Below are 26,949 nucleotides of genomic sequence, written 5' to 3'. Positions count from 1 at the left end.
ATCGCGCCTTTTCTTCCACGTCGGTTTACTGAATTCGGGAGTCCACCCATGGCTGAAATCCTTTCGCTGCACGACGCGGTGAAGCAATTCGTCAACGACGGCGATACCGTCGCGCTCGAAGGCTTCACTCACCTGATCCCGACAGCGGCGGGTCATGAAATCATTCGCCAGGGCAAGAAAGACCTGACCCTGGTGCGGATGACGCCTGACCTGGTCTACGACCAGTTGATCGGTGCCGGTTGTGCTCGCAAGCTGATTTTTTCCTGGGGCGGCAACCCGGGCGTCGGTTCCCTGCATCGGTTGCGTGACGCCGTCGAGAGGCAGTGGCCGCACGCGCTGGAGATCGAAGAACACAGCCATGCCGACCTGGCCAATGCCTACGTTGCCGGTGCCTCCGGTCTGCCATTCGCGGTGCTGCGGGCCTACGCCGGTTCCGACTTGCCGAAGGTCAACCCGCTGATCAAAAGCGTGACCTGCCCGTTCACTGGCGAAGTGCTGGCGGCGGTGCCTTCGGTGCGCCCGGATATCACGGTGATCCATGCTCAGAAAGCCGACCGTAAAGGCAACGTGCTGCTCTGGGGCATTCTTGGCGTACAGAAAGAAGCGGCGCTGGCGGCCAAACGCTGCATCGTCACCGTCGAAGAGATCGTCGACGACCTGAAGGCCCCGATGAACGCCTGCGTGTTGCCGACCTGGGCCTTGAGTGCCGTCTGCCATGTACCCGGCGGTGCACATCCGTCCTACGCCCACGGTTACACCGAGCGTGACAACCGTTTCTACCAGGCTTGGGATGCGATTGCCCGCGACCGCGAAACCTTCACCGCCTGGATCAACGAATACATCCACGGCAGCGCTGACTTCAGTGAATTCCAGGCCAAACTGGCCGCAGCAATGGAGGCCAAATAATGACTTACTCCACCAATGAAATGATGACCGTCGCCGCCGCCCGCCGGTTGAAGAACGGTTCGGTGTGCTTCGTCGGTATCGGCCTGCCTTCCAAGGCTGCCAACCTGGCGCGGTTGACCTCCTCGCCGGATGTGGTGCTGATCTACGAGTCCGGCCCGATTGGCGCCAAGCCGACTGTACTGCCGCTGTCGATCGGTGACGGTGAACTGGCGGAAACCGCCGACACCGTCGTTCCGACCGGTGAGATTTTTCGCTACTGGCTGCAGGGTGGGCGCATCGACGTCGGCTTCCTCGGTGCCGCGCAGGTTGATCGTTTCGGCAACATCAACACCACCGTGGTGGGCGATTACCATCAGCCGAAAGTCCGTCTGCCCGGTGCCGGTGGTGCGCCAGAGATCGCCGGTTCGGCGAAAAGCGTGCTGATCATCCTCAAGCAATCGGCGCGTTCGTTTGTCGACAAGCTCGATTTCATTACGTCGGTCGGCCATGGTGAAGGTGGCGATTCGCGCAAACGTCTCGGTCTGCCGGGTGCCGGGCCGGTGGGAATCATTACCGACCTGTGCATCATGGAACCGGAAGCCGACAGCCACGAATTCGTGGTCACCGCGCTGCACCCGGGCGTGACCCGCGAGCAGGTGATTGCCGCCACCGGTTGGGCCGTTCGCTTCGCCGACCAGCTTGAACACACCGCCGAGCCGACTGAAGTCGAGCTGACCGCGTTGCGTGATCTCGAAGCACGCACCGCAGCGGCCCACGGCCAAGCACCGGGAGAAGCCTGATGCGCGAAGTCTTTATCTGTGACGCGATCCGTACCCCCATCGGCCGTTTCGGCGGTGGTCTGGCGGCCGTACGTGCAGACGATCTGGCCGCCGTGCCGATCAAGGCGCTGATGGAGCGCAACCCTTCGGTGGACTGGAGCGCGGTGGACGAGGTGTTCCTCGGCTGCGCCAACCAGGCCGGCGAAGACAACCGCAATGTCGCGCGCATGGCCTTGCTGCTGGCCGGTCTTCCAGAAAGCATTCCCGGCGTGACCCTCAACCGTCTCTGCGCTTCGGGCATGGACGCCATCGGTACCGCCTTTCGGGCGATTGCCAGCGGCGAGATGGAGTTGGCGATTGCCGGCGGCGTCGAGTCGATGTCCCGCGCGCCCTTCGTCATGGGCAAGGCTGACGCGGCGTTCTCGCGCAACATGAAACTGGAAGACACCACCATCGGCTGGCGCTTTATCAACCCGTTGATGAAGGCCCGATACGGCGTCGATGCGATGCCGCAAACCGCCGATAACGTCGCCGATGACTACCAGGTTTCCCGCGCCGATCAGGATGCTTTCGCCTTGCGCAGTCAGCAACGTACTGCGGCCGCACAAGCAGCAGGATTCTTCGCTGAAGAAATCGTCCCGGTGCGTATTGCCCACAAGAAGGGCGAGAGCGTGGTCGAACAGGACGAGCACCCGCGTGCCGACACCTCGCTGGAAACCCTGAGCAAACTCAAACCGGTGAATGGTCCGGATAAAACCGTCACCGCCGGCAACGCTTCGGGCGTTAATGATGGTGCGGCGGCGTTGATTCTGGCCTCGGCCGACGCCGTGAAAAAACATGGCCTGACCGCTCGCGCCCGAGTATTGGGCATGGCCAGTGCCGGTGTCGCGCCACGGGTCATGGGTATCGGTCCGGTGCCGGCGGTGCGTAAATTGACCGAGCGCCTGGGCCTGGCTGTCAGTGATTTCGACGTGATCGAGCTCAACGAAGCCTTCGCCAGCCAGGGTTTGGCGGTGCTGCGTGAACTGGGGCTGGCGGATGACGCGGCGCAGGTCAACCCGAACGGCGGCGCCATCGCCTTGGGTCATCCGTTGGGCATGAGCGGTGCGCGGCTGGTGCTGACCGCTTTGCACCATCTGGAAAAAACCGGCGGCAAGAAAGGCCTGGCGACCATGTGCGTCGGCGTGGGCCAGGGCCTGGCTTTGGCGATCGAGCGCGTCTGACGCGTCGCTGCTGACTGACAAGAAAAGAGGATTGATCCATGACTGACAAGCCTGGTTACCGTCGCCCGCAAGCGGGCACTCAGCCGGAATATCTGCATCCTGCCTACAAATCCACCAACAGTCGTTCGCCGTCCAAACCGTTGGTGTTTTTGCCTCATTCGTTGTCGGAAATCACCGGCCCGACCATTGGCGCCGAGTACCTGCAAGACCAAGACAACGACCTGACTGCCCAGCATGAAAGCGAACCACTCGGTGAGCGGATCATCATTCATGGCCGCGTGCTGGATGAAAATGGCCTGCCGGTGCCGGGGATTCTGGTGGAGATCTGGCAGGCCAACGCCGCCGGACGCTACAACCATGAGCGCGACCTGCACGATGCTCCGCTGGACCCGAACTTCACCGGCTCCGGCCGCACGGTCACCGACGCCGATGGCTGGTACCAGTTCCAGACCATCAAACCGGGTGCCTACCCGTGGGGCAATCACCACAACGCCTGGCGCCCGGCGCATATCCATTTTTCGCTGTTTGGCCCGAGTATCCTCACACGGCTGGTGACCCAGATGTATTTCCCCGGCGATCCGCTGCTGGCCTACGACCCGATCTACAACTGCGTGCCGGACACCAGTGCCAAAGAGCGCTTGATCGCCAGCTTCGACCTGGAAAAAACCATCCCTTCCTATGCCCTCGGTTATCGCTGGGACATCGTTTTGCGCGGCCGCGAAGCCACGCCGATGGAGAAATAAGATGACGCTCACTGCGACTACTTCACACACCGTCGGCCCGTATTACCACATCGGTCTGACCTGGCTGAACCGTGAAGACCTGACGACCCCCGAAACCTTGGGCGAGCGTGTGGCGATCACCGGGCAGGTCGTCGATGGCAACGGCGATTTCGTCAACGATGCGATGCTGGAAGTCTGGCAAGCCAATGCTGCCGGCAAGTACGACCACGTCGAAGACGATCAGGACAAACCCCTGGACCCGAACTTCGAAGGCTTTGGCCGGGTGCCGGTGGACGCCGAAGGGCGCTTCCGTTTCACCACCATCAAACCGGGCACGGTACCGGGCCTCAACGGTACGACCCAGGCGCCGCATCTGGTGGTGCTGGTGTTCGCTCGCGGGCTGGTCAAACACTTGCTGACGCGCATCTACTTCGACGGCGAACCGGCCAACGCCGCCGACCCGCTGCTCGAGTGTGTCCCGGCAGAACGCCGCAGCACCCTGTTGGCCAAGGCGGATGCGGCGGGTATCTACCAGTGGAATGTGATCCTGCAGGGGACGGATGCCGAGACGGTGTTTTTCGATTACTGAGTTCACTCGTTTTTTGTGGCGAGGGAGCTTGCTCCCGCTCGGTCGCGCAGCGGCCGTAAATCCGGCTGACGCGATCTGCCTGATAAATCGCAGTTGCCGGTTTTGGGCCCGCTTCGCGGTCCAGCGGGAGCAAGCTCCCTCGCCACATTGATGAGCGGTGCTCTCAGGATACGGAATGGGTTACAAAGTGTGCCTAAACTCTATCCGCGTGCACCCTTTGCGGGCGTACGCCTCCAAGGGATTGTTTATGAGCGAACGACCGAGCAATCAATTGTTCGACACCTACTTCACTGCCCGCGATATGCGTGAAGTGTTCTGCGATCGGGGCCGGGTACAGGCCATGCTCGATTTCGAAGCGGCGCTGGCGCGGGCCGAGGCGCGGGTCGGGTTGATTCCGCAGACCGCAGTCGCGCCGATTGAAGCGGCGTGTCGTGCTGAACATTACGACTTCTTCGCGCTGGGCGAGGCGATTGCCACGGCGGGAAATTCGGCGATCCCATTGGTCAAGGCTTTGGGTAAACAGCTCGCCGCCCATGACGCCGAGGCCGAGCGTTATGTGCATCTGGGTGCCACCAGCCAGGACGTGATGGACACCGGCCTGGTGCTGCAACTGCGCAGCGCCTTGCAACTGATTGAAAGTGAGCTGGCGCGACTCGGCGAAACCCTGGCGACCCAGGCTGAGCGCTATGTGGCCACACCGCTGGCCGGGCGCACCTGGTTGCAACATGCGACGCCGGTGACCCTGGGCATGAAAATCGCCGGTTGGCTGGGAGCTGTAACCCGCAGCCGGCAACGTCTGCGAGAGCTCAAGCCGCGCCTGCTGGTGCTGCAATTCGGCGGCGCCTCCGGGACTCTCGCGGCGCTGGGTGAGCAGGCCATGCCGATTGCCGAGGCGCTCGCCCAGGAATTGCAACTCGGGCTGCCGGAACAACCTTGGCACACCCAGCGCGATCGACTGGTGGAGTTCGGGGCAGTACTGGGCCTGATCGCCGGCAGCCTGGGCAAACTCGGTCGCGATATCAGTTTGTTGATGCAGACCGAAGCGGCGGAGGTGTTCGAACCCGCTGCGCCAGGCAAGGGCGGTTCATCGACCATGCCGCACAAACGCAATCCGGTGGGCGCCGCGGTGCTGATCGGCGCCGCGACCCGGGTGCCGGGTTTGCTGGCAACGCTGTTCAGCGCGATGCCTCAGGAACACGAACGTAGCCTGGGTCTGTGGCATGCCGAATGGGAAACCCTGCCGGAGATTTGCTGCCTGGTGTCCGGTGCCTTGCAGCAAGCCTTGCTGGTGGCGCAAGGGCTGGAGGTCGATGCCGCGCGCATGGCGAAAAACCTCGACCTGACTCAGGGCCTGGTGCTGGCCGAAGCGGTGAGTATCGTCCTCGCCCAGCGTGTAGGGCGCGATACCGCTCATCATCTGCTCGAACAGTGCTGCAAGCGGGCCGTCGCTGAGCAGCGTCATCTGCGCGCGGTGCTCGGCGATGAACCGCAGGTGAGCGCGCAACTTTCAAGCGATGAACTCGATCGTCTGCTGGACCCTGCCCATTACCTCGGTCAGGCCCATACCTGGGTCGAGCGAGCGGTGGCTGAACATTTTGCTTTGAATGCCTGAAGGAGACTGCTGTGGGATTCGTACAACTCGCCGATGGCGAACTGAACTACCAACTCGATGGCCCTGAAGATGCGCCGGTGCTGGTGCTGTCCAACTCGCTGGGCACCAATCTGCACATGTGGGACCTGCAGATCCCGGCCTTTGCCGAACATTTCCGGGTGCTGCGTTTCGATACGCGTGGCCACGGTGGTTCACTGGTGACGCCGGGGCCTTACAGCATCGAGCAACTGGGTCATGACGTACTGGCGCTGCTCGATGCCTTGCATATAGAACGCGCGCATTTTTGTGGCTTGTCCATGGGCGGGCTGATCGGCCAGTGGCTGGGGATCAATGCCGGTGAGCGTCTGCGCAAGCTGGTGGTGTGCAATACCGCGGCGAAAATCGGTGATCCATCGGTGTGGAATCCACGGATCGAAACCGTGCTGCGCGACGGCCCGGCGGCGATGGTTGCCTTGCGTGATGCATCGATTGCCCGCTGGTTCACCGCGGATTTCGCCGAGGCCAATCCACAACAGACCAAACAGATTACCGACATGCTCGCCGCCACGTCACCGCAAGGCTATGCCGCCAATTGCGCAGCGGTGCGTGATGCCGATTTCCGCGAGCAATTGTCGTCGATCAAGGTACCGACGCTGGTGATTAGCGGCACTGAAGATGCGGTCACGCCGCCGGCGGGTGGGCACTTTATCCAGGCTAATGTGCAAGGCGCCGAGTACGCCGGGTTTTATGCCGCGCACCTGTCCAACGTTCAGGCTGGCGCTGCATTCAGTGACCGTGTGCTGGAATTTCTGTTAGCTGAAAGCATCTGAGGAGCGGCTCGTGGACGAGAAACAACGCTATGACGAAGGTCTGCAAGTGCGTCGCGCGGTCCTCGGTGATGCCCATGTCGACCGCAGCCTGAATGCGCTCACCGAGTTCAACTCGGAGTTTCAGGAAATGATCACCCGCCATGCCTGGGGTGATATCTGGACCCGCCCGGGCCTGCCTCGGCACACCCGTAGCCTGATCACCATCGCCATGCTGATCGGCATGAACCGCAATGAAGAACTCAAACTGCATCTACGCGCCGCCGCGAGCAACGGCGTGACCCGCGCCGAGATCAAGGAAGTGCTGATGCAGAGCGCGATCTACTGCGGCATTCCGGCGGCCAACGCGACCTTTCACCTGGCCGAGTCGGTGTGGGATGAGTTGGGGGTTGAATCGCGGGAATAACCCGGTATTCGATTGGCAGGTATATCGCCTTCGCGGGCAAGCCCGCTCCCACAGGATCTGCGCTGAACCTGTGGGAGCGAGCTTGCTCGCGATGGACGTTAACGATGACGCGTGTTTGCTGGATAAACGCGCCGCCCTTGAGTCCATCGCGAGCAAACGGAACGCCGCCCGGCTGCTCCTACCCCGCGAAGCTGTTTTTGGCTTAGAGCAAACTGATCGGGTAGCTCACAATCACCCGGTTCTCGTCGAACTCGTTGTTGCTGTAGTCGCGACGCATGGAGTTACGCCATTTGAGGTTGAGGTTTTTCAGGGTGCCGCTCTGCACGGTGTAGGCCAGTTCGCTCTCGCGGCCCCACTCCTTGCCGTCGGTGATGGTCCCAGTGTGCACATTGTCGCCGCTGATGTAGCGGTTCATCAGGGTCAGGCCGGGCACACCGACGGCTGCGAAGTTGTAGTCATGGCGCAGCTGCCAGGACTTTTCCCTGGCGTTGTCATAACTTGAGTTGTAGCTGTCGTTGGCCAGGGTGCCGCCGCTGGTGCCGTTGACCCGCATCCAGGCGTTGTCACCGGTGACTTTCTGCAGGCCGACATAGAAGGTGTTGCCGCCGTATTTGGCCGAAAGCAGTCCGGACCAGGTCTTGTTATCCAGATCGCCGGCCAGGGCGCTGCCGTCTTCCTTGCCATAGAAGAAGCCCAGATTGGCCCCCAGGGTCCAGTCGCCCAGAGGCTGAGTGTGGGTCAGGTTGAGGAATTGCTGGCTGTAGATGTCCTTGAGTTCGGCGTTCCATAGGCCGATCTGGGTGCGTTTTTCATTGAAGGCGTATTCGGCGCCTGCGAAGTTGAAACGGTCGGAGGTGAACGCCGCTTTGCCGCTCATCGACATGTCGCTCATGCTGCTGTCGTCACGCGGGCTGTTGGCGCGGAACTGGCCACCGTAGAGCGTCAGGCCGTCGATTTCCTTTGAGGTGATCTGGCCGCCACGGAACGTCTGTGGCAACGAACGACCATCGTCTGAACGCAGGATCGGCAGCACCGGCATCCATTCGCCGACTTTCAATTCGGTCTGGGAAAGCTTCGCCTTAAAGGCCACGCCCAGGCGACCGAAGTTGTCGGCCGGGCGGCCGTCGTGATCGAGCGGCAGCAACTGCGTACCGCCAGTGCCGCGTCCGCCATCGAGTTTCAGCGAGTACAGGCCGAGCACGTCCATACCGAAACCGACGGTGCCCTGGGTGAAGCCGGACCTGGCATCGAGGATGAAACTCTGGGTCCACTCTTCGGCCTTGCCCTGAGTCTTGGTCGGGTTGGTGAAGTTGCGATTCAGGTAAAAGTTGCGCAGGTTCAGGTTGACCTTGGCGCCTTCGAGAAAGCCGGATTCCTCGGCCATGACCGGCAGTGCTGCGCTCGTCACTGCTATGGCCAGCAGGGCGAGTGGAGTGGATGGGGAAAAGGTGAATGGCTTCATGTGATCGGCTTCTCTAATTGTTAGGGATGAAGCAGGGCGCTGCCGCAACGTCGGGTTGCAGACATGAGTGTCGAGCTGAAGGAACGAGCGGGGTGGATCAGCCGGAGCGGGAAGGGCGCTGGGTCATGGGGTCTAACCTGTTGTTATTGGTTTATGTCGGTGCGGGGAATGGTGCGGTGGATGGTCAGAGCGGTTCAATTGGCGTTGGCGGGTTTTGGGCGATAATCGAACGAAGAAGCGTTGACCTTGAGGCATAAAAAATCCGGAGTCCTCATCGGAGTCCGGATTTTTTGCTGTTTGATGCGATCAGTGCTTTTGCTTGTCTGTGCGCGTGGACAATTCGTGTAAATGGCGTCGCGACAACGCGAGAAAACGGGGGGTAGGGCCGACGTCTTCATAGAGTGGATCACCTTCTTCGTCGGTGGCGACGACATGGGAGCCCTTGACGTAGGGAAAGCTCGCTTCGAGTTCTTCCAGTGCGGCGCCGATCAGTTCGCCGAGCAGTTCTTCAGGATTGCGTTTGGGGTACATATCGACAATCGCCGCCAGGCGGGCTGCTGCTTCTACATCCAGACGGATCGTGTAGCCGGTCTTGGTCAGCTTGCCTTTGGCATTTTCTTCCCAATGTTGCGCGAGCTCACGGATTTTCATAGCGACCTCCATGATCACCTGCTCGTGGCAGGCCGTGATGAGTCACCGGCGTAGGCCGGTGATAAGCCGTTGTACGGCATACATTGAGACTAGCTTTATTGCGCAAGGTTTACAGTCGATTCGTCGCAGGCTTGTAAGAACGTGACGCGAGCGGCACTCTTGAGCCTTCCGAGCCGTCCCGAGTCTGCTGGAGAACACCTCGATGACCGATATTGATGCACGCTTGCGCGAAGATGTTCACCTGTTGGGTGAACTGTTGGGCAATACCATCCGTGAACAGTACGGGGAGGGCTTTCTCGACAAGATCGAGCAGATTCGCAAGGGCGCCAAGGCTGATCGCCGTGGCTCGGCGGATGCAGAACTGAGCGCCAGCCTGAATCAGTTGAGCGAGGACGAGTTGCTGCCGGTGGCGCGAGCGTTCAATCAGTTTCTCAATCTGGCCAATATCGCCGAGCAATACCAGTTGATCCATCGGCGCGACGAGTCGCAACCGGCGCCGTTCGAGTCGCGGGTGTTGCCGGAACTGCTGGCGCGTTTGCGCGCTGAAGGCCATAGCGACGAGTCGCTGGCCCGGCAATTGGGGCGGCTGGAGATCGAGCTGGTGCTGACCGCGCATCCGACCGAAGTCGCACGTCGCACCCTGATTCAGAAATACGATGCCATCGCAGCCCAACTGGCGGCGCAAGATCACCGCGACCTGACCACGGCCGAGCGCGAACAGATTAAGCAACGCCTGCAACGATTGATCGCCGAAGCCTGGCACACCGAAGAAATCCGCCGCACCCGACCTACGCCGGTCGACGAGGCCAAGTGGGGTTTTGCGGTGATCGAGCATTCGTTATGGCAGGCGATCCCCAACTACATGCGCAAGGCAGATCTGGCACTGCATGCCGCTACCGGCCTGCGTTTGCCCCTGGAAGCCGCGCCGATTCGCTTTGCCTCGTGGATGGGCGGCGACCGTGACGGCAACCCGAATGTCACGGCACCGGTTACCCGCGAGGTGCTGCTACTGGCGCGCTGGATGGCCGCCGACTTGTACCTGCGCGATATCGATCAGCTGGCCGCCGAGCTGTCGATGCAGCAGGCCAGCGCCGAGCTGCGCGCCAAGGCTGGCGACAGCGCAGAGCCCTATCGCGCGGTGCTCAAGCAGTTGCGTGAGCGCCTGCGGGCGACCCGCAACTGGGCGCATGCGTCCCTGAGTGGCGCAGCCGTGGCGAGCGCGGACGTGTTGCAAAACAACCGTGAGCTGCTCGATCCACTTGAGCTCTGCTATCAATCACTGCATGAGTGCGGCATGGGCGTGATTGCCGATGGTCCGCTGCTCGATTGCTTGCGCCGTGCCGTGACCTTCGGTTTGTTCCTGGTCCGTCTCGACGTGCGTCAGGATTCCTCGCGGCATACGGCCGCCATGACCGAAATCACCGACTACCTCGGGCTGGGACGCTATGGCGACTGGAGCGAGGAGGAGCGCATCACGTTCCTGATGCGCGAACTGAGCAATCGCCGGCCATTGCTGCCGGCGCATTTCAAACCCTCGGGCGAGACCGCGGAAGTGCTGGCAACCTGCCGGGAAATCGCTGCCGTGCCGGCGGCGTCCCTGGGCTCCTACGTGATCTCCATGGCGGGCGCAGCTTCGGACGTACTTGCCGTGCAACTGCTGCTCAAAGAGGCTGGCGTCCTGCGGCCGATGCGTGTTGTGCCGTTATTCGAAACCCTCGCGGACCTGGATAACGCCGGCCCGGTGATCGAGAAACTGTTGCTGCTGCCCGGCTACCGCTCGCGGTTGCAGGGGCCGCAGGAAGTGATGATCGGTTACTCCGATTCGGCCAAGGATGCCGGCACCACGGCGGCGGCCTGGGCGCAGTATCGCGCGCAGGAAAAGCTGGTGGACATCTGTCGCGAGCAGCAGGTCGAGCTGCTGTTGTTCCATGGCCGCGGCGGTACGGTAGGGCGCGGCGGTGGCCCGGCTCACGCGGCGATTCTGTCGCAACCGCCGGGATCGGTGGCGGGACGTTTCCGCACCACCGAACAGGGCGAAATGATTCGTTTCAAATTCGGCCTGCCGGATATCGCCGAGCAAAACCTCAATCTGTACCTGGCAGCGGTGCTGGAAGCCACCTTATTACCACCTCCGCCGCCAGAACCGGACTGGCGGGTATTGATGGACGAACTGGCGGCTGATGGGGTCAATGCCTATCGCGCCGTGGTGCGGGACAATCCGCAGTTCGTCGAGTATTTCCGCCAGTCGACGCCGGAGCAGGAACTGGGCCGTTTGCCGCTGGGCAGCCGTCCGGCCAAGCGCCGTGCCGGGGGCATCGAAAGTCTGCGGGCGATTCCGTGGATCTTCGGCTGGACCCAGACGCGCTTGATGCTTCCCGCCTGGCTGGGCTGGGAAACCGCATTGAGCAGAGCCCTGGAACGCGGTGAGGGTGAGCTGCTGGCGCAGATGCGCGAGCAGTGGCCATTTTTCCGCACGCGCATCGATATGCTGGAAATGGTCCTGGCCAAGGCGGACGCGGATATCGCGCAGTCTTACGATGGGCGATTGGTGGAGCCGGATTTGCTACCTTTGGGTGTGCATTTACGCGACCTATTGTCGCAGGCCTGTTCCGTGGTGTTGGGCTTGACCGGTCAGTCACAGCTGCTGGCACATAGCCCGGATACCCTTGAGTTCATCCGTTTGCGCAACACTTATCTGGACCCGCTGCATCTATTGCAGGCCGAGTTGCTGGCACGTTCGCGGGAACAGATCGCTGCGCAGGGTAGCCCGCTGGAGCAGGCGCTACTGGTGTCTGTGGCGGGGATTGCCGCCGGTTTGCGCAATACTGGCTGAGGTTTTTTCGGCTGTGTTCAGGGACTTGACGCATTACTCGGGCGGTCGCTTTCAGGGAGGCGACCGCTACTGCCAGGCGACACTTTGTTATTGGGTTGCGACTTGGGACACCTCGTCGCAGGGGCAACATTGTCGTGGGTTCCTGCTACTTTCGGCGGCTTGTGTGGTCCGTGCCTGCTGTGTATCTTGATCAGCCTTTGGCCGTTTGGGCGGCCACGACCCTATTTTGAGATTGGCCCCACGAGGCGAATCTGACGTTATCTAAATAAAAAATTGAGGAGCATATCGATGCGCGTAATTCTGCTGGGAGCTCCCGGGGCCGGTAAAGGTACTCAGGCTAAGTTCATCACCGAAAAATTCGGCATCCCGCAAATCTCCACCGGCGACATGCTGCGTGCTGCCGTCAAGGCCGGCACCGAGCTGGGCCTGATCGCCAAGAGCGTGATGGACAGCGGCGGCCTGGTGTCCGATGACCTGATCATCAACCTGGTCAAAGAACGCATCAGCCAGGCTGATTGCGCCAACGGTTTCCTGTTCGACGGCTTCCCGCGCACCATTCCGCAGGCCGAAGCACTGGTCAAGGCCGGTGTCGAGCTGGACAACGTGGTTGAAATCGCTGTCGATGACGAAGAAATCGTTCAGCGTATCGCCGGTCGTCGTGTTCACGAGGCCAGCGGCCGCGTTTACCACACTGTCTACAACCCGCCGAAAGTGGCTGGTATAGACGACGTCACTGGCGAAGAGCTGGTGCAGCGTAAAGACGACACCGAAGAAACCGTGCGTCATCGCCTGTCGGTCTACCATTCCCAGACCAAGCCGCTGGTGGCGTTCTACCAGAATCTGGCCGAAAGCCAGGGCAAGCCGAAGTACAGCCACATCGCGGGCGTCGGTTCGGTTGAAGCGATCACCGGCAAGGTGCTTGAAGCGCTGAGCTGAAAAGTCTGATGTTGCTTCACGTTCAACGGCCCGCTTGCGGGCCGTTGTTGTTTATACTGGCGCACTTTTTTCACACCGATGGAAACACCGATGAGCACCTTGCTGGCCCTGGACACCGCGACTGAAGCTTGCTCCGTTGCCTTGCTGCATGACGGCAAGGTTACGAGCCATTACGAGGTGATCCCGCGCCTGCATGCACAGAAGCTGCTGCCGATGATCAAGGATCTGCTGGCCGAGGCGGGAACCACCTTGCAAGCGGTCGACGCCATTGCTTTTGGTCGTGGGCCGGGTGCGTTTACCGGTGTGCGGATCGCCATCGGCGTGGTTCAGGGGTTGGCTTTTGCTCTGGAGCGCCCGGTGTTGCCGGTGTCCAATCTGGCGGTGCTGGCTCAGCGTGCGTTTCGCGAGCATGGCGCAAGCCAGGTCGCTGCGGCCATCGATGCGCGGATGGATGAAGTGTATTGGGGCTGCTACCGCGAAACGGCCGGCGAAATGCGTCTGGTCGGGACTGAAGCGGTGTTGCCACCCGAGGTGGCGGCCTTGCCGGCCGATGCCAGTGGTGAATGGTTTGGCGCGGGCACCGGTTGGGGCTATGCCGAGCGGATTGCGGTCAGCCTGAGAGGGCAGGATGCGGGGATGTTGCCCCATGCCGAAGACCTGTTGACCCTGGCGCGGTTTGCCTGGGAACGAGGTGAAGCTGTTCCTGCCGATCAGGCGCAGCCAGTGTATTTGCGCGATAAAGTGGCGACGCCCAAGGCGCGGTAAGTCCTGTTGTGGTGAAGGGGCAAGCCCCAATGTCAGTCAGTTAGGTATACGGTCTGTAAAACGCAGCAGATCTATTGTGGGAGCGAGCTTGCTCGCGATAGCGGTGGGTCAGCCTGCATTGATGCTGAATGTTAAATCGCCATCGCGAGCAAGCTCGCTCCCACATTTGATCTTCGCTGTGCTGAAACTTGTGTTCGCAAGCCCTCGCCACAGGAAGGCTCAAACACAGCCAATCGTCAGGTTTCCCCACCCATTTCCGCCCGCTTTTAAACCTTTTCCGTTTTCTGTGTTCTAGTTATCACTTGGGCATTTGCGTAGTCGGTTATCTGAGACTAAATTGCCATCATTGATACCGGGCATATATTTATGCGTATAGACGGCCTTTCCTCCCAGTCCTACCCCATCAAGCGCAAACCTTCCAAAGGCAATGTGCGGGTGGACGACTCCCACGAGGATGTCGATGGCGAGATTGACCTCCAGGCCGATACGCCGCTCGGCGCACGCGCCCAGGCGTCGGCTGGACGCACCAGCAATCTCCCCGCCCGTCAGCAAGACATGATTTTCCAACGGGCCATGAGCAAAAGCGTTGCCGATGCTCTGGCCAGTTACCTGACCACTGCCGGTTTTGTCGAATGGGACATGGAAGTGCTGGGGCTCGATCTGCACATCTGATGCTGCTTCCTTACTACCTCGGTTGTCCATCCTGGAGCGAAAACGCCTGGCGTGAGTACCTGTATCCGCAAAGCGCGCGGCCAGCGGAGTTTCTCAGTCTGTATTCACAAGTGTTCAACGCCGTAGAAGGCAATACCACCTTCTACGCACGTCCTGCTGCCGCGACGGTGCAGCGTTGGGCCGAGACCATGCCCGAGCACTTTCGCTTTACCGCCAAGTTTCCTGGAGACATCAGCCATGGCGGCGATCTGCGCGAGCAATTGACCGCGGCCGACAGTTTCCTGCAACTGTTGAGCCCGCTCGGTGCGCGGGTCTCACCGCTCTGGCTGCAATTGCCGGCAAGCTTTGCGCCACAGCGTCTGGCGGAGCTGGCCGGTTTTATCGATGGCCTGGAACGACCGCTGGCGGTTGAAGTGCGGCATCGGGAATTTTTTGCCAAAGGCGATGCCGAGCGAATGCTCAATCGGCTGCTGCTGGACCGCGGCGTCGAGCGTATTTGCCTTGATCCGCGGGCCTTGTTCAGTTGCACTTCGAGCGATCCGTCGGTGCTGCATGCGCAATCGAAGAAGCCCAATGTACCGCCACGTCCGGCGGCCTTCACCCAGTTCCCGCAAGTGCGCTTTATCGGCCATCCCGAGCTTGAGGCCAACGATCCGTTTCTGCTGCCATGGGTCGAGAAAATCGCGGTCTGGATCGAAGAAGGACGCACGCCCTACATCTTCCTGCACACCGCCGATAACCTGCTTGCCGCCAGACTGGCGCAGCGTTTTCACATAAAGCTGATGGCACGTTTGCCTGGCTTGCCGGCGTTGCCTGAGCTATATAGAGAGCCTGCTGCGGAGCAACTCGGCTTGCTCTGAGGTGGGCCAATCCCTTCTTCAGGAGCGAGCAAATGGATGCGCAAACCCTTCGTGCCCAAGCCTTCAAGGCCCTCCATGAGCGTGATACGGCTTTCGTGATTCCCAATCCGTGGGATGCCGGTTCGGCAAAAATGCTTGCCAGTCTTGGCTACGCGGCTTTGGCGACCACCAGTGCCGGTTTTGCTTTTTCCCGAGGCCGTCCGGACGGTGCGTTGTCACTGGAGGTTACCCTCGAAAATGTCCGAGCGATTGTGGGGGCAACGAATCTTCCGGTTGCTGTTGACCTGGAAAACGGCTTCTCCGACAGCCCTGAAGGTTGCGCCGAGTCTCTCTTGCGCGCGGCGGCTGACGGCGTGGTCGGTGGCTCGATTGAGGACGCCACCGGCCAGGAAGACGATCCCATCTATGGTTTTTTACATTCTGTCGAGCGGATCGAAGCGTCGGTCGCGGCGGTTCGCAGTCTGCCGTATCCCTTTATGCTGACGGCACGCGCCGAGAACTTCCTGCATGGCAAGCTCGACCTGGCGGACACCATTCGCCGCTTGCAGGCTTACTCCGAGGCCGGCGCCGACGTGCTCTACGCACCGGGCTTGCGCAGCGCCGAAGAGGTGCTTGCGGTGGTCCGGGCGGTGGCGCCCAAACCGGTCAATGTATTGATGTCGGGCGGGCTCAAATTGAGCGTGGCGCAGCTGAGCGACATGGGCGTCAAACGCATCAGCGTCGGCTCGGCCCTGGCGCTGGCGGCCTATGGTGAGTTCTTCCGCGCGGCGCAGGAAATTCACGACCAGGGGACATTCACCTTTACCGCGCAGTCCATGCCTTATCAGCAAGCCAATCAATTGTTCAAAGGCTGACTCATCGGGAGCTGTCGTGCGGTTTCTGAAAGTGCTCGGGCTGTTGCTGGTGATTGTCGGCGGATTGCTGGTCAGCGTCTGGGGCGGCTGGTTGCCGTTGCCGGCCAAATGGAATCCCTGGGCACCTCTGGATGTGCAGGTCAAACCGAACTTGCTGACGCGTTTCAAGTTGATGCGCTTACGGGACAACCCGCAGCTGTGTGATCAAGTGCTGAGCAGTTCCGGGTTGCGGGTGACTCGACAGCGCGACAGCGATCCGGATATAGCTTGCCCGTTGAGCAATACCTTGCGCGTTCAGGGCGGCGCAGTGGCACTGAGCAGCAGCTTTCTCGCCAGTTGCCCGTTGGCGGTGGCCTTTGCGCTGTTCGAGCGCCACACCCTGCAGCCGGCGGCGCAGGCGGCGTATGGGCAAAGGGTGGCGCGGGTCGATCATCTGGGTAGCTTCGCCTGCCGTAATATGTACAGCCGCGAGAACGGTTCCCGCAGCCAGCATGCGACGGCCAACGCGTTGGACATTGCCGGGTTTCGTCTGGCCGACGGTCGAAACATCAGCGTGCTCAAGGATTGGCCGAAAGAAAACGCCGATGCACGGTTTCTGCGGCAAGTTCGCGAGGGCGCCTGCGATACGTTCAACGTGGTGTTGAGCCCGGATTACAACGCCGCCCATCGCGACCATTTCCATCTGGACGTGGGGCCATGGTGGATATGCCGCTGAAACAGGTGTGAGGCTTGAGACTCAGGCGGCGATGCGCAGGTTTTGCAGGATCAGCGGGCGTGCCCAGCCATTATCGAAGTCGAATTGCTTCTGCTGTTCGACCAGTTCTTCTGGCGGATACGGGACTGCCGGCTTGTCCAGCAGGTCGAGTTCGAACTCGGCAATCGGCAGATGCAACGGACGCGGTTGCGGTGGCGGGCCGGGCGCGGGCAGTGGTTGGCCGGCGTTGAGCACGATCGGGCGAACCCAGCCACTCTCGAAATTCTGCTGCTTCTGTTGCGCGACGATTTCTTCTGGCGGGAACGGGATGGCCGGCTTGTCTGCCAGGTCCATTTCGAACTCGGCAATCGGCAGGAACAACGGCTCCGGCGGGCGGATCGGGGTGTCTTGAACATCACAATGGCGTTGCATGACGATTTGCGTGAGCAGGTCTGTGCCACCTGTTGGCTCGATCGGGCCATCGACCGCGACCAGCGCTTTTTCGCCAGCCACACTCGCTGCATCGCCCCGCTGATCGGCCAACGCCCGGGCAAAGAAATCCTGCCACAGGTGGCTGACGCCGCTCAGTGCCTGGGAATTTCGCAGGCCATAGTCGCCGTGACGCGAGATGTAGCCTATGGATGTGCGTTGAATGTCTGACACGGTCGACGCTCAGCTCTGGCAAAATGCTTGATAGTTCTTTTATCGGCCGTTTTTGCCGATCATTAATTTTTTGAGCGTGTTTTCCCATGATTGAGCAACCAGCGGCCTGCCGCATCAAAGTCGAGGCGCTAGCCGGAGCGTCTGCCGCGCAAGCGGAGCAATGGGCCGAGCGACTCGGCTTGCCGTTGCTGATGGACGATGCCGAGTTCGCTTTACAGGTCACGGAGCAGGGTTTGCAGTTGCAACAGCTCGGCCCGAATGCGCCGGGACCGGTGCGGGTGGACTTCGTCGAAGGCGGTGCTGCCCATCGGCGGCTGTATGGCGGGGGCAGCGGGCAGATGATCGCCAAAGCAGTCGGTGTCGCCCAAGGCGTGCGCCCGCGGGTGCTGGACGCCACGGCCGGGCTGGGTAAGGACGCATTCGTGCTGGCCAGTCTGGGTTGCGAAATGAGTCTTATCGAGCGCCAGCCGTTGATCGGCGCGTTGCTGGAGGATGGTCTGGCCCGTGGGCTTGAGGATTTCGAGGTGGCGCCGATCGTCTCGCGGATGCGCTTGCTCAAAGGTAACTCGATCGAGGTGATGCGCAACTGGGAAGGGGAGCCGCCGCAGGTGATTTACCTTGACCCGATGTTCCCACACCGTGAGAAAACTGCGTTGGTAAAGAAGGAAATGCGCCTGTTCCGGCCGCTGGTTGGCGATGATCCTGATGCACCGGCCTTGCTTGAAGCCGCATTGGCGCTGGCCAGTCACCGGGTCGTGGTCAAACGCCCGCGCAAGGCGCCTTGCATTGAAGGGCCCAAGCCGAGCCATGCACTGGACGGTAAATCCAGTCGCTACGATATCTACCCGAAGAAAGCGCTCAAGACCTGAGATTCGTGTTGTCCCCTTCGCGGGCAAGCCCGCTCCCAGTGTGCCCGGCATGGGCCAAAGCCAGTCACCTGAAAAGTGGTGACCAGAATGAGTGACGAGAACTGTAGCGAAACGCAAGGGGGAAGCCGCGAGGCCAGCCTGAAAGAAGCGTGTAGCAAAGGCGCGACCGCAGGAACACGAACAAGCAGCGAGGCCGGATGCGGGCGATAAGTGTGCTGGGAGCCACGAAATCCAACCGTCACCGAAAGACGCATCAGGTAGAGCTTGGCGGCCCGAGCCGAAGGTTTTGGCACCTTACCCGGGGAGATCTCGCGGGCGTAGCCCGCGAGAAGTCAGCAGATGCCGTAGTAGTGAAGAAGGGTCGTAATGGATCTGGAGCGAAGGGCTGAAGAACAGAAACACTCACCATAGACTACTGCCTACAAAGCGAGAGCCCTTTGAAACCGCACCCGGAAATGCCATGTGGCACGTAGCGGGAAGGCCGTGCGTGGGAAAGTCGGGTGGACCTCGACCAATGCGCGCAAGGAAGGGGCGAGTCAGCAGGCAGACGGAACGGGAATAGAGACGTGTTGAGCGAAACCTGCATGGAAACGATTGTCGAAAAGGAGAATATGCACCGAGCGCTCAAGAAGGTCCGGTCGAACAAAGGGGCGCCAGGGGTCGACGGAATCACTACCGACGAACTCACCGCACACCTTCAAACGCATTGGCCGGCCATCAAGAGCAAGCTTCTGGACGGGACCTATAAACCGGGTCCTGTCAAAGGTCTCAGGATCCCCAAGCCGCAAGGCGGGGAGCGGCTGTTGGGCATTCCGAATACGCAGGATCGCTTGATCCAGCAATCGGTCCAGCAGCACCTGACGCAGCTGTGGGATGCCAAATTTAGCGAACACAGCTACGGTTTCCGGCCAGGCAGGAGCAATCTCGATGCCATACGAGCCGCCAAGGCCTTTGTCCTGGAAGGCAAGACCTGGGTCGTGGATATCGACATCGAAGCCTTCTTCGATCAGGTCAATCACGACAGGTTGATGAGCCTCATATCCAGGGATATCCGTGACAAGCGGCTGATGAGTTACATCGGTCAGACGCTTCGAGCGGATATGCTGTTGGACGGTCAGCGGGTCAAAAGGACGGCCGGAACTCCGCAAGGAGGCCCGCTAAGCCCGCTGCTTGCCAACCTCTATCTGGATGCACTGGACAAAGAGCTGGAAGCCCGAGGGCTGAGCTTTTGTCGCTACGCCGACGACCTGGTGATTTATGTCACCAGCGAACGCAGTGCGGATCGCGTGCTGGGCAGTGTGACGGCTTGGATAGAGAAACACCTCAAGCTCAAAGTGAGTGCCAGCAAGAGTGGAACGGGACGGCCTTGGGATCGCGACTTCCTTGGTTACAACATCGACGAACAAGGGAATGGCCAACTGTCCGGCAAGACCGTGAAGAAATACCGCAAGAAAGTTCGCGAGCTGTGGTCGGCCAGGCAAAGTCTGACGAGCACCGAACTCGTGGCTCAATGGGGACGTTACATCCGGGGGTGGTACGAATACTTCCGCTGGGTGAAGGACGACTTCAAGCGGTTATCGCAATGGACTCGCCGACATATGCGCAAATGTTTCTGGCAGCGCTGGCACAGTCGTGAGGGACGAATGCGCAAACTGCGCGGGCTTGGTATCGCAAGCCGGCAACTCGCGCGAGTAAGCTTCCACGACGGTGCCTGGCGAGCGGCGCGCCACCCGGTGATGCAGCAGGCGATGAGTCTGAACATGATGCGTCGCTGGGGACTGTGGACGCCGCAGGACTTCGCCTCAGCACCTTGCTGAGCTGTTCAACCGCCGGATGCGGAAAACCGCACGTCCGGTGGTGTGGGAGGGGTAACGGGCACAAGCCCGTTGCCTCCACCCAATCAGAGATTTCGGTGCTCTTGTGGGAGCGGCGGTGCGACGATTCGACTTGCCCGCGAAGGCGTCAGAACAGGCGACAAAAAACTCTTGCTCAGACCCGATAAGCCCGCATAAACAACGTCACCACTTCCTGCACATGCGCCTCTGCCGCATCACCACTCAGGGGCTCGCCGCAGCCGTAGAGCAGCCGAAAATTCGCTGCCCCCTTGAGCAAGCAGAAAAAATGCTCGGCGGCATTCAGCGGTTTATCGATGCTCAAGGCGCCGACCTGGTCGATCTTCGTCAGTAACCGTTCCATGCCGTGCAGCATGCGCTGCGGTCCGGCTTCGAAAAAAATCTGCGAGAGCTTGGGGTCTTGGCTACCCAGGGCCATGATCAGACGGTGCAGGTTCACCGATTCGTCGCTATTGATCAGCAGGTGAAAGCGGCGTGCGATGTTCAGCAGCACATGCTCGATCGGGATGCCGTCCGGCAGCTCGAAAAACAACGTCGGCAGTTGCTCCTCGCATTTGACCACCACGGCGGCAGAGAACAGCGTCTCCTTGTCATTGAAATGGCTATACACCGTCAGCTTCGACACGCCGGCCTGCGCCGCGACGGCATCCATGCTGGTGTTGGCGTAGCCATTGCTCAGAAACAGTTTTTTCGCCGCATCGAGGATGGCCTGACGTTTTGCCAGGTCCTTGGGGCGGCCGGGACCGTTGGGTGCAGAAAGATTGTTCGACATTCTTCGCTTTTAATACTGGACTGGTGAGTTTGCTATTAATAACATACTGGTCAGTATAATTATTCCAAGCACCATTAGCGAAAGGTCCTTCTCCATGTTCCGCTATGCCTTGCCCCTCGCGTTGTCAGTCAGTCTGGCTTTTTTGTTGTCAGCGTGCGGTCATGAAGAGCCGGCGCAAATCACTGTGCGCCCGGCCATGGTGGTGCAGCCAGAGCCTTCGGCCCAGTCGATAGACAGCTATCCCGGTGAAGTCCGCGCGCGATACGAGCCGGATCTGGCGTTCCGCATTGGCGGCAAGGTCAGCCGACGATTGGTCGAAGAGGGTGAGCGGGTCAAGGCCAACCAGCCGCTGGCGGAACTCGATCCCCAGGATGTACGTCTGCAACTGGAAGCCACTCGCGCCCAGGTCGCTGCGGCCGAGGCCAATCTGAACCTGGTGCACGCCGAGCGTGATCGCTACAAGACCTTGATGGATCGGCAGATGGTCAGCCGCTCGCAGTACGACAATTCAGAAAACCTCTACCGCGCAGGCGTTGCACGGCTCAAGCAGATCAAGGCCGAGTTCGACGTCGCCAACAATCAGACGAGCTACGCGGTCTTGCGCGCGCCGCAGGATGGTGTGGTTGCCAAGCGTGCGGTCGAGGTCGGGCAAGTGGTGTCGGCCGGGCAGACGGTGTTCACCCTGGCCACCGATGGCGAGCGGGAAGTGCTGATCAGCCTGCCGGAACAACATTTTGGCCGTTTCAAGGTCGGTCAGGACGTTTCGGTAGAGCTGTGGACGCAACCGGATCAGCGATTCGCCGGGCGCATTCGTGAGCTGTCGCCAGCCGCCGATCCAAGATCCCGGACCTTCGCTGCCCGTATTGCCTTCACCGCCGGTAAAGTCCCGGCCGAGCTTGGCCAGAGCGCCCGGGTATTCATTCAGACCGCAGGTGTCGTGCCGCTGTCGGTGCCGCTCTCGGCGCTCACCGCAGAAAACGGCGCGACCTACGTCTGGGTCGTTGGCGCCAACAACATGCTCAAGCGCACTGCGGTGCGTGTCGGTGCATTCGGCGAAAAAACCGTTCCGGTCCTTGAAGGCCTGAGCGCCAGTGATTGGGTGGTGGCCGCGGGTGTGCACGTGCTTCACGAGGGCCAGCAAGTGCGTCCGGTGGATCGCTCCAATCGCGTGGTCAATCTGGCGGACAAGGAGTAATCCCCGATGGGTTTCAATCTTTCCGAATGGGCGTTGCGCAATCGCCAGATCGTACTGTTCCTGATGCTGTTGCTGGCGGTTGTCGGGGCGCTGTCCTACACCAAACTGGGCCAGAGCGAAGACCCGCCGTTCACCTTCAAGGCCATGGTGATTCGTACCACCTGGCCGGGGGCTACGGCTCAGGAAGTGTCGCGGCAAGTCACTGAGCGCATTGAAAAGAAGCTGATGGAAACCGGCGAGTACGAGCGGATTGTCTCGTTCTCCCGCCCCGGAGAATCCATGGTGACCTTCATGGCCCGGGACTCGATGCATTCGGCGCAGATTCCCGAGCTGTGGTATCAGGTCCGCAAGAAAGTCGGCGACATCCGCCAGACCTTGCCACCGGGTATTCAGGGGCCGTTTTTCAACGATGAATTCGGTACTACCTTCGGCAACATCTACGCGTTGACCGGCAGCGGTTTCGACTACGCAGTGCTCAAAGACTACGCCGACCGGGTCCAGATCCAGCTGCAACGGGTCAAGGATGTCGGCAAGGTCGACCTGCTGGGGCTGCAGGACGAGAAAATCTGGATCGAGCTGTCCAACGTCAAGCTGGCTACCCTCGGCCTGCGGTTGGCCACGGTGCAGCAAGTCCTTGAAGAACAGAACGCGGTGTCCACTGCGGGCTTCTTCGAGACCGCCAGCGAACGCTTGCAATTGCGGGTCTCGGGGAATTTTCAGACAGTCGAAGAGATCGAGAGCTTCCCGATCCGGGTCGGTGATCGTACGTTCCGCATCTCCGATGTCGCCGATGTTCACCGCGGCTTCAACGATCCTCCAGCGCCGCGTATGCGCTTTATGGGCGAAGATGCCATCGGTCTAGCCGTGGCGATGAAGGGCGGCGGTGACATCCTGATATTGGGCAAGGCGCTGGAAGTCGAGTTCGCCCGTATCCAGAAGAACCTCCCGGCCGGCATGGAACTGCGCAAGGTCTCCGATCAACCGGCAGCAGTGAAAACCGGAGTCGGCGAATTCGTTCAGGTGCTGGTGGAAGCGCTGGCGATTGTGTTGCTGGTGAGCTTCTTCTCCCTCGGCGTGCGCACCGGCATGGTGGTGGCATTGGCGATTCCGCTGGTGCTGGCGATGACTTTCGCCAGCATGAATTACTTTGGGATCGGCCTGCACAAGATTTCCCTTGGCGCGTTGGTGCTGGCGCTGGGCTTGCTGGTGGACGACGCGATCATCGCCGTGGAAATGATGGCGATCAAAATGGAGCAGGGCTACGACCGGCTCAAGGCCGCCAGCTATGCCTGGACCAGCACCGCGTTCCCGATGCTCACCGGCACCCTGATCACCGCCGCCGGGTTTCTGCCGATTGCCACCGCGCAGTCGGGCACCGGCGAATACACCCGCTCGATCTTCCAGGTAGTGACCATCGCGTTGCTGGCGTCGTGGATCGCGGCCGTGGTGTTCGTGCCGTATCTCGGTGAAAAACTGCTGCCGGACCTGGCGAAGATTCATGCCGCCAAACACGGTACTGGCAATGGTCAACCAGACCCTTACGGTACACCCTTCTATCAACGGGTACGGCGTCTGGTGGAATGGTGCGTGCGCCGGCGAAAAACCGTCATTGGCCTGACCATCGTGCTGTTCGTGGCCTCGGTGGTGCTGTTTCGCTTCGTGCCGCAACAGTTCTTCCCGGCGTCCGGGCGACTGGAGTTGATGGTCGACCTGAAGCTGGCCGAAGGCGCCTCGCTGAGCAACACCGACGATCAGGTCAAGCGCCTGGAAGGGCTGCTCAAAGACCACGCCGGCATCGACAACTATGTGGCCTATGTTGGTACCGGTTCGCCACGTTTCTATCTGCCGCTGGATCAGCAACTGCCGGCGGCGAGCTTTGCGCAGTTTGTCGTGCTGGCCAAGAGCATTGAAGATCGCGAAAGCCTGCGCACCTGGCTGATCGAAACCCTCAATGAACAATTCCCGGCGTTGCGTTCGCGGGTCACGCGACTGGAGAATGGTCCGCCGGTCGGCTATCCGGTGCAGTTCCGGATCACCGGCGAGCACATCGAAACCGTCCGTGCGCTGGCGCGCAAAGTGGCGGCCAAGGTGCGTGAGAACCCTCATGTGGTCAACGTGCATCTGGACTGGGAAGAGCCAAGCAAAGTCGTCTATTTGAACGTCGATCAGGACCGCGCCCGTGCCTTGGGTGTGAGCACGGCGAACCTGTCGAGGTTCCTGCAAAGCTCGCTCACAGGTTCCAGCGTCAGCCAGTACCGCGAAGACAACGAGTTGATCGAGATTCTGCTGCGCGGCACCTTGCATGAACGCACCGAGCTGACCGTGCTACCGAGCCTGGCAGTGCCGACTGACAATGGTCAAAGCGTGGCCCTGTCGCAGATCGCGACTCTGGAGTACGGCTTTGAAGAAGGCATTATCTGGCACCGCAATCGCTTGCCGAACGTGACAGTGCGCGCGGACATCTACGGTAAGGAACAACCGGCGAGCCTGGTCCAGCAGATCCTGCCGACCCTGGAGCCGATTCGTGCAGAGCTGCCCGATGGTTACTTGCTGGATGTCGGCGGTACGGTCGAAGACTCGGCCCGTGGGCAGAACTCGGTCAAGGCCGGTGTGCCGCTGTTCATCGTGGTGGTGGTGACCTTGCTGATGCTGCAACTGCGCAGCTTCTCGCGCACGGTGATGGTGTTCCTCACTGCGCCCTTGGGGCTGATCGGCGTCACCTTGTTCCTGCTGGTGTTCCGCCAGCCGTTCGGCTTCGTGGCGATGCTCGGGACCATCGCGCTGTCGGGGATGATCATGCGTAACTCGGTGATTCTGGTGGATCAGATCGAACAGGACATCATTGCCGGACTGAAACCATGGCAAGCGATCATCGAGGCTACGGTGCGACGCTTCCGGCCAATCGTATTGACCGCACTGGCTGCCGTCTTGGCGATGATCCCGCTGTCACGCAGCGTGTTCTTCGGGCCAATGGCGGTGGCGATCATGGGCGGGCTGATTGTCGCGACAGCGTTGACGCTGCTGTTCCTGCCGGCGCTGTATGCGGCGTGGTTCAGGGTGAAGAACGAGCAGGTCTGATCAAGGGGGCACAGGTGTAGGTACCGTCTTAACCCTCACCTGTCTCTTGCGGATGTACACCGATCCATGTGGGAGCTGGCTTGCCTGCGAAGGCGGCCTGGCAGCCGGCCTGGCTCTCGCTGGTGTACATATCCATTCCTGCGGTAACGGCCACTTAGGGTTTCGCCCTTACGGCGAGGCCCTTTTGGCAAACGCGGTACGTGTCAAGGTACCTGTCGCCTTGGTACTGCTGCGGCTAACCCATTGCGCCCTTAACTTCAGGGCGTTCGGGGTTCAAATACACCGCATCTGCCAATTTCCAGTTGCGTGTCCTGGTACTCCAGCGGCTCGGATTGACCTCCCTGGCATCTTCATAAAGCGCTGCTCTGGCCTGTAATAGAGCTGTTGCTTTGCCTTCGTGGCGCTCGTTCGGCGTCACGTATTTCAAGGCACTATGACGATGATCTTCGTTGTACCACTCGATAAATTTTTGCACCCAAAGCCTTGCTTGCGTGACCGTATCAAACGGCTGGTCCGGCCAGAGTGGGCAGTACTTTGCGGTACGAAAAAGTGCTTCGGCGTACGCATTGTCATTGCTCACGCGCGGTCGGCTAAATGACGGCTCTACGCCTAGCGAAACCATGCTTTCACGCAGAAGAGAGCCTCTCATGACGTGGCCATTGTCCGAGTGCAGCACCAATGGACGACCGGCCGTGTGTTCGCGCAAACATCCCTTTTCGAGTAGTTCGCACGCATGCTCAGCGCACTCCACCTCATGCACTTCATTGGCTACTAGCTTGCGGCTGTAGATGTCCTTGACCATGTACCAGTAGAAAAAACGGCCTTTGACGGTGCTAGGCAACCAGGTGATATCCCAGCACCACACCTGATTGGGACCGTCAGCACGATGTGTCGTCAGTACCCTGCGTTTGGGCGCTTTGGCCCTACCACGGCGAACGTTTTGATTCGCAGCTTTTAACACGCGATAGAACGTCGACTCCGACGCCAGATAGATGCCCTCATCTGCCAGCTTGGGAACAATTTGGTGTGGCGTGAGGCTGGCATAGCCAGCCTGATTGGCGGCATCGAGCACCGCCTGGCGCTCCGCCTCACTGAGCTTGTTCGACGGAGCTGCCCGCTGAGCCAGCAGACGCCTGTCGCAGTCGGTGTGTTGCCAACGTTGAACCGTGCGCAGGCTCAGCCCCAGTTCATTGCACGCCCGATATCGACGAGCCCCACTCAGCACCGCTTCAGCAATCAACTTCATGGCTTGCATACGATCGGGGGCGCTGATCAATCTTCCTTGTCCTTGCCCCAAATCGCATTGGCTTTTTTTCTGAGTTCCAGCAAAGCCTCCGCTTCGGCACGTCCAGCATCGGATTGGATCAACTGACGCTCCAGCTCTTTGATCCGTCGCTGCTCGGCAGTTTTCTCTGCGCTGGGCTTCAGATCAGCGAGGGTATTGGCGTTTTGGCAGGCCTCGCGCCACTGCTGGATTTGCTCAGGATAAATGCCCTTGATTCGGCAATATTGAGAAATCTCCACCTCGCTCAGCGGTGCGGTTTCCATGACGGCATTGAATTTATCGGCGCTGGACCATTGATCACTGGTCTTCCCGTTTCCGGGCACGATCAAACCGTTATCTCTAGCCATTTGCCTCCAATTACGCAGTGCCTGTGGCGTGACATTGAGTGCAACAGCGAGGTCCGCCACTGAACGATTGAGGGGCGGCATCATTTGCTGTACGGCCCAGTCTTTGAAGTCGTCGGTGTAACGTTTAGACATTGCTAT

The 26,949-nt window shown here is 60.4% G+C and carries 24 protein-coding genes; 19 read left to right on the top strand and 5 right to left on the bottom strand.

The features are described from left to right. Positions 1 to 48: 48 nt before the first annotated feature. The 8 genes from AC3I0A_RS21110 to pcaC all read left to right on the top strand — a co-directional run bounded on the left by AC3I0A_RS21110 (position 49) and on the right by pcaC (position 7,022). Entirely contained in the window at positions 49 to 906 is an 858-nt protein-coding gene (locus AC3I0A_RS21110; RefSeq protein WP_489374360.1) for a CoA transferase subunit A, read from the top strand. Further along, positions 903 to 1,685, top strand: a complete 783-nt coding sequence (locus AC3I0A_RS21105; RefSeq protein ID WP_489378565.1) for a CoA-transferase subunit beta — start codon at positions 903 to 905, stop codon at positions 1,683 to 1,685. Before AC3I0A_RS21110 ends, AC3I0A_RS21105 begins: the two co-directional genes overlap by 4 nt. Continuing rightward, positions 1,682 to 2,887, top strand: coding sequence for a 3-oxoadipyl-CoA thiolase (gene pcaF, locus AC3I0A_RS21100; RefSeq protein ID WP_489378563.1), 1,206 nt, complete (start codon positions 1,682 to 1,684; stop codon positions 2,885 to 2,887). Before AC3I0A_RS21105 ends, pcaF begins: the two co-directional genes overlap by 4 nt. Positions 2,888 to 2,925: 38 nt before the next feature. Next, positions 2,926 to 3,630, top strand: a complete 705-nt coding sequence (pcaH, locus tag AC3I0A_RS21095; RefSeq protein WP_489374359.1) for a protocatechuate 3,4-dioxygenase subunit beta — start codon at positions 2,926 to 2,928, stop codon at positions 3,628 to 3,630. A 1-nt stretch (position 3,631) separates the two neighbouring features. Next, a complete protein-coding gene (gene pcaG / locus AC3I0A_RS21090) occupies positions 3,632 to 4,198 on the top strand; it encodes a protocatechuate 3,4-dioxygenase subunit alpha (RefSeq protein ID WP_489374358.1) in 567 nt (188 codons plus the stop codon). A 247-nt stretch (positions 4,199 to 4,445) separates the two neighbouring features. Further along, the gene (locus AC3I0A_RS21085; RefSeq protein WP_489374357.1) at positions 4,446 to 5,810 is read left to right on the top strand and encodes a 3-carboxy-cis,cis-muconate cycloisomerase; all 1,365 of its coding nucleotides are present in this window, start codon (positions 4,446 to 4,448) and stop codon (positions 5,808 to 5,810) included. Between the two features lie 11 nt (positions 5,811 to 5,821). Further along, positions 5,822 to 6,619 (top strand): 3-oxoadipate enol-lactonase, encoded by a 798-nt coding sequence (pcaD, locus tag AC3I0A_RS21080; protein WP_489374356.1) that lies wholly within the window; start codon positions 5,822 to 5,824, stop codon positions 6,617 to 6,619. Between the two features lie 10 nt (positions 6,620 to 6,629). Continuing rightward, on the top strand, positions 6,630 to 7,022 hold the full coding sequence (gene pcaC, locus AC3I0A_RS21075; protein WP_150803589.1) for a 4-carboxymuconolactone decarboxylase: 393 nt from the start codon (positions 6,630 to 6,632) through the stop codon (positions 7,020 to 7,022). Positions 7,023 to 7,224: 202 nt separating this feature from the next. Here pcaC and AC3I0A_RS21070 read toward each other — a convergent pair whose 3' ends face one another. Beyond that, on the bottom strand, positions 7,225 to 8,484 hold the full coding sequence (locus AC3I0A_RS21070) for an OprD family porin (RefSeq protein ID WP_489374355.1): 1,260 nt from the start codon (positions 8,482 to 8,484) through the stop codon (positions 7,225 to 7,227). Positions 8,485 to 8,790: 306 nt separating this feature from the next. Beyond that, on the bottom strand, positions 8,791 to 9,135 hold the full coding sequence (locus AC3I0A_RS21065; RefSeq protein ID WP_489374354.1) for a pilin assembly protein: 345 nt from the start codon (positions 9,133 to 9,135) through the stop codon (positions 8,791 to 8,793). Positions 9,136 to 9,337: 202 nt separating this feature from the next. Between AC3I0A_RS21065 and ppc the strand changes: the two genes are divergently transcribed. From ppc to AC3I0A_RS21030, 7 genes are all read left to right on the top strand, one after another. Then, on the top strand, positions 9,338 to 11,968 hold the full coding sequence (ppc, locus tag AC3I0A_RS21060; protein ID WP_489374353.1) for a phosphoenolpyruvate carboxylase: 2,631 nt from the start codon (positions 9,338 to 9,340) through the stop codon (positions 11,966 to 11,968). Between the two features lie 288 nt (positions 11,969 to 12,256). Next, positions 12,257 to 12,904, top strand: coding sequence for an adenylate kinase (gene adk / locus AC3I0A_RS21055; RefSeq protein ID WP_489374352.1), 648 nt, complete (start codon positions 12,257 to 12,259; stop codon positions 12,902 to 12,904). A gap of 90 nt (positions 12,905 to 12,994) precedes the next feature. Next, positions 12,995 to 13,669, top strand: coding sequence for a tRNA (adenosine(37)-N6)-threonylcarbamoyltransferase complex dimerization subunit type 1 TsaB (gene tsaB / locus AC3I0A_RS21050; RefSeq protein ID WP_489374351.1), 675 nt, complete (start codon positions 12,995 to 12,997; stop codon positions 13,667 to 13,669). 366 nt (positions 13,670 to 14,035) lie between these two features. Continuing rightward, complete coding sequence (locus AC3I0A_RS21045) at positions 14,036 to 14,341, top strand: hypothetical protein (protein WP_489374350.1); 306 nt, start codon at positions 14,036 to 14,038, stop codon at positions 14,339 to 14,341. Continuing rightward, a complete protein-coding gene (locus AC3I0A_RS21040; RefSeq protein ID WP_489374349.1) occupies positions 14,341 to 15,201 on the top strand; it encodes a DUF72 domain-containing protein in 861 nt (286 codons plus the stop codon). Before AC3I0A_RS21045 ends, AC3I0A_RS21040 begins: the two co-directional genes overlap by 1 nt. Positions 15,202 to 15,233: 32 nt before the next feature. Then, the gene (locus tag AC3I0A_RS21035; protein ID WP_489374348.1) at positions 15,234 to 16,055 is read left to right on the top strand and encodes an isocitrate lyase/PEP mutase family protein; all 822 of its coding nucleotides are present in this window, start codon (positions 15,234 to 15,236) and stop codon (positions 16,053 to 16,055) included. A 16-nt stretch (positions 16,056 to 16,071) separates the two neighbouring features. Continuing rightward, on the top strand, positions 16,072 to 16,770 hold the full coding sequence (locus tag AC3I0A_RS21030) for an extensin-like domain-containing protein (protein ID WP_489374347.1): 699 nt from the start codon (positions 16,072 to 16,074) through the stop codon (positions 16,768 to 16,770). 21 nt (positions 16,771 to 16,791) lie between these two features. On the opposite strand, the gene AC3I0A_RS21025 is transcribed toward AC3I0A_RS21030, so the two are convergent. Continuing rightward, the gene (locus AC3I0A_RS21025; protein WP_489374346.1) at positions 16,792 to 17,412 is read right to left on the bottom strand and encodes an energy transducer TonB; all 621 of its coding nucleotides are present in this window, start codon (positions 17,410 to 17,412) and stop codon (positions 16,792 to 16,794) included. A gap of 86 nt (positions 17,413 to 17,498) precedes the next feature. On the opposite strand from AC3I0A_RS21025, the gene AC3I0A_RS21020 reads away from it, so the two are divergent. Further along, a complete protein-coding gene (locus AC3I0A_RS21020) occupies positions 17,499 to 18,281 on the top strand; it encodes a class I SAM-dependent methyltransferase (RefSeq protein WP_489374345.1) in 783 nt (260 codons plus the stop codon). A 584-nt stretch (positions 18,282 to 18,865) separates the two neighbouring features. Then, the gene (gene ltrA, locus AC3I0A_RS21015; RefSeq protein ID WP_489372898.1) at positions 18,866 to 20,098 is read left to right on the top strand and encodes a group II intron reverse transcriptase/maturase; all 1,233 of its coding nucleotides are present in this window, start codon (positions 18,866 to 18,868) and stop codon (positions 20,096 to 20,098) included. Positions 20,099 to 20,270: 172 nt separating this feature from the next. Here ltrA and AC3I0A_RS21010 read toward each other — a convergent pair whose 3' ends face one another. After that, entirely contained in the window at positions 20,271 to 20,906 is a 636-nt protein-coding gene (locus tag AC3I0A_RS21010) for a TetR/AcrR family transcriptional regulator (RefSeq protein ID WP_489374344.1), read from the bottom strand. 94 nt (positions 20,907 to 21,000) lie between these two features. Between AC3I0A_RS21010 and AC3I0A_RS21005 the strand changes: the two genes are divergently transcribed. Both AC3I0A_RS21005 and AC3I0A_RS21000 read left to right on the top strand, forming a co-directional pair. Further along, positions 21,001 to 22,101: an efflux RND transporter periplasmic adaptor subunit gene (locus AC3I0A_RS21005; RefSeq protein WP_489374343.1), complete on the top strand. Its 1,101-nt coding sequence runs from the start codon at positions 21,001 to 21,003 to the stop codon at positions 22,099 to 22,101. A gap of 6 nt (positions 22,102 to 22,107) precedes the next feature. Further along, on the top strand, positions 22,108 to 25,179 hold the full coding sequence (locus AC3I0A_RS21000; RefSeq protein WP_489374342.1) for an efflux RND transporter permease subunit: 3,072 nt from the start codon (positions 22,108 to 22,110) through the stop codon (positions 25,177 to 25,179). 235 nt (positions 25,180 to 25,414) lie between these two features. Here the strand turns inward: AC3I0A_RS21000 and AC3I0A_RS20995 are convergent. Beyond that, positions 25,415 to 26,943, bottom strand: a protein-coding gene (locus tag AC3I0A_RS20995) for an IS3 family transposase (protein ID WP_489373385.1) whose coding sequence is annotated in 2 segments (ribosomal slippage) — positions 25,415 to 26,502 and positions 26,502 to 26,943 — 1,530 coding nt in all. Because the reading frame shifts where the segments join, the coding sequence is not laid out codon by codon here. Positions 26,944 to 26,949 lie beyond the last annotated feature (6 nt).

It is taken from the genome of Pseudomonas sp. KH_024_B2, assembly GCF_057839965.1.
Note: the sequence above shows the minus strand (reverse complement) of the source record. Positions and strands in the feature narration are given on the sequence as shown.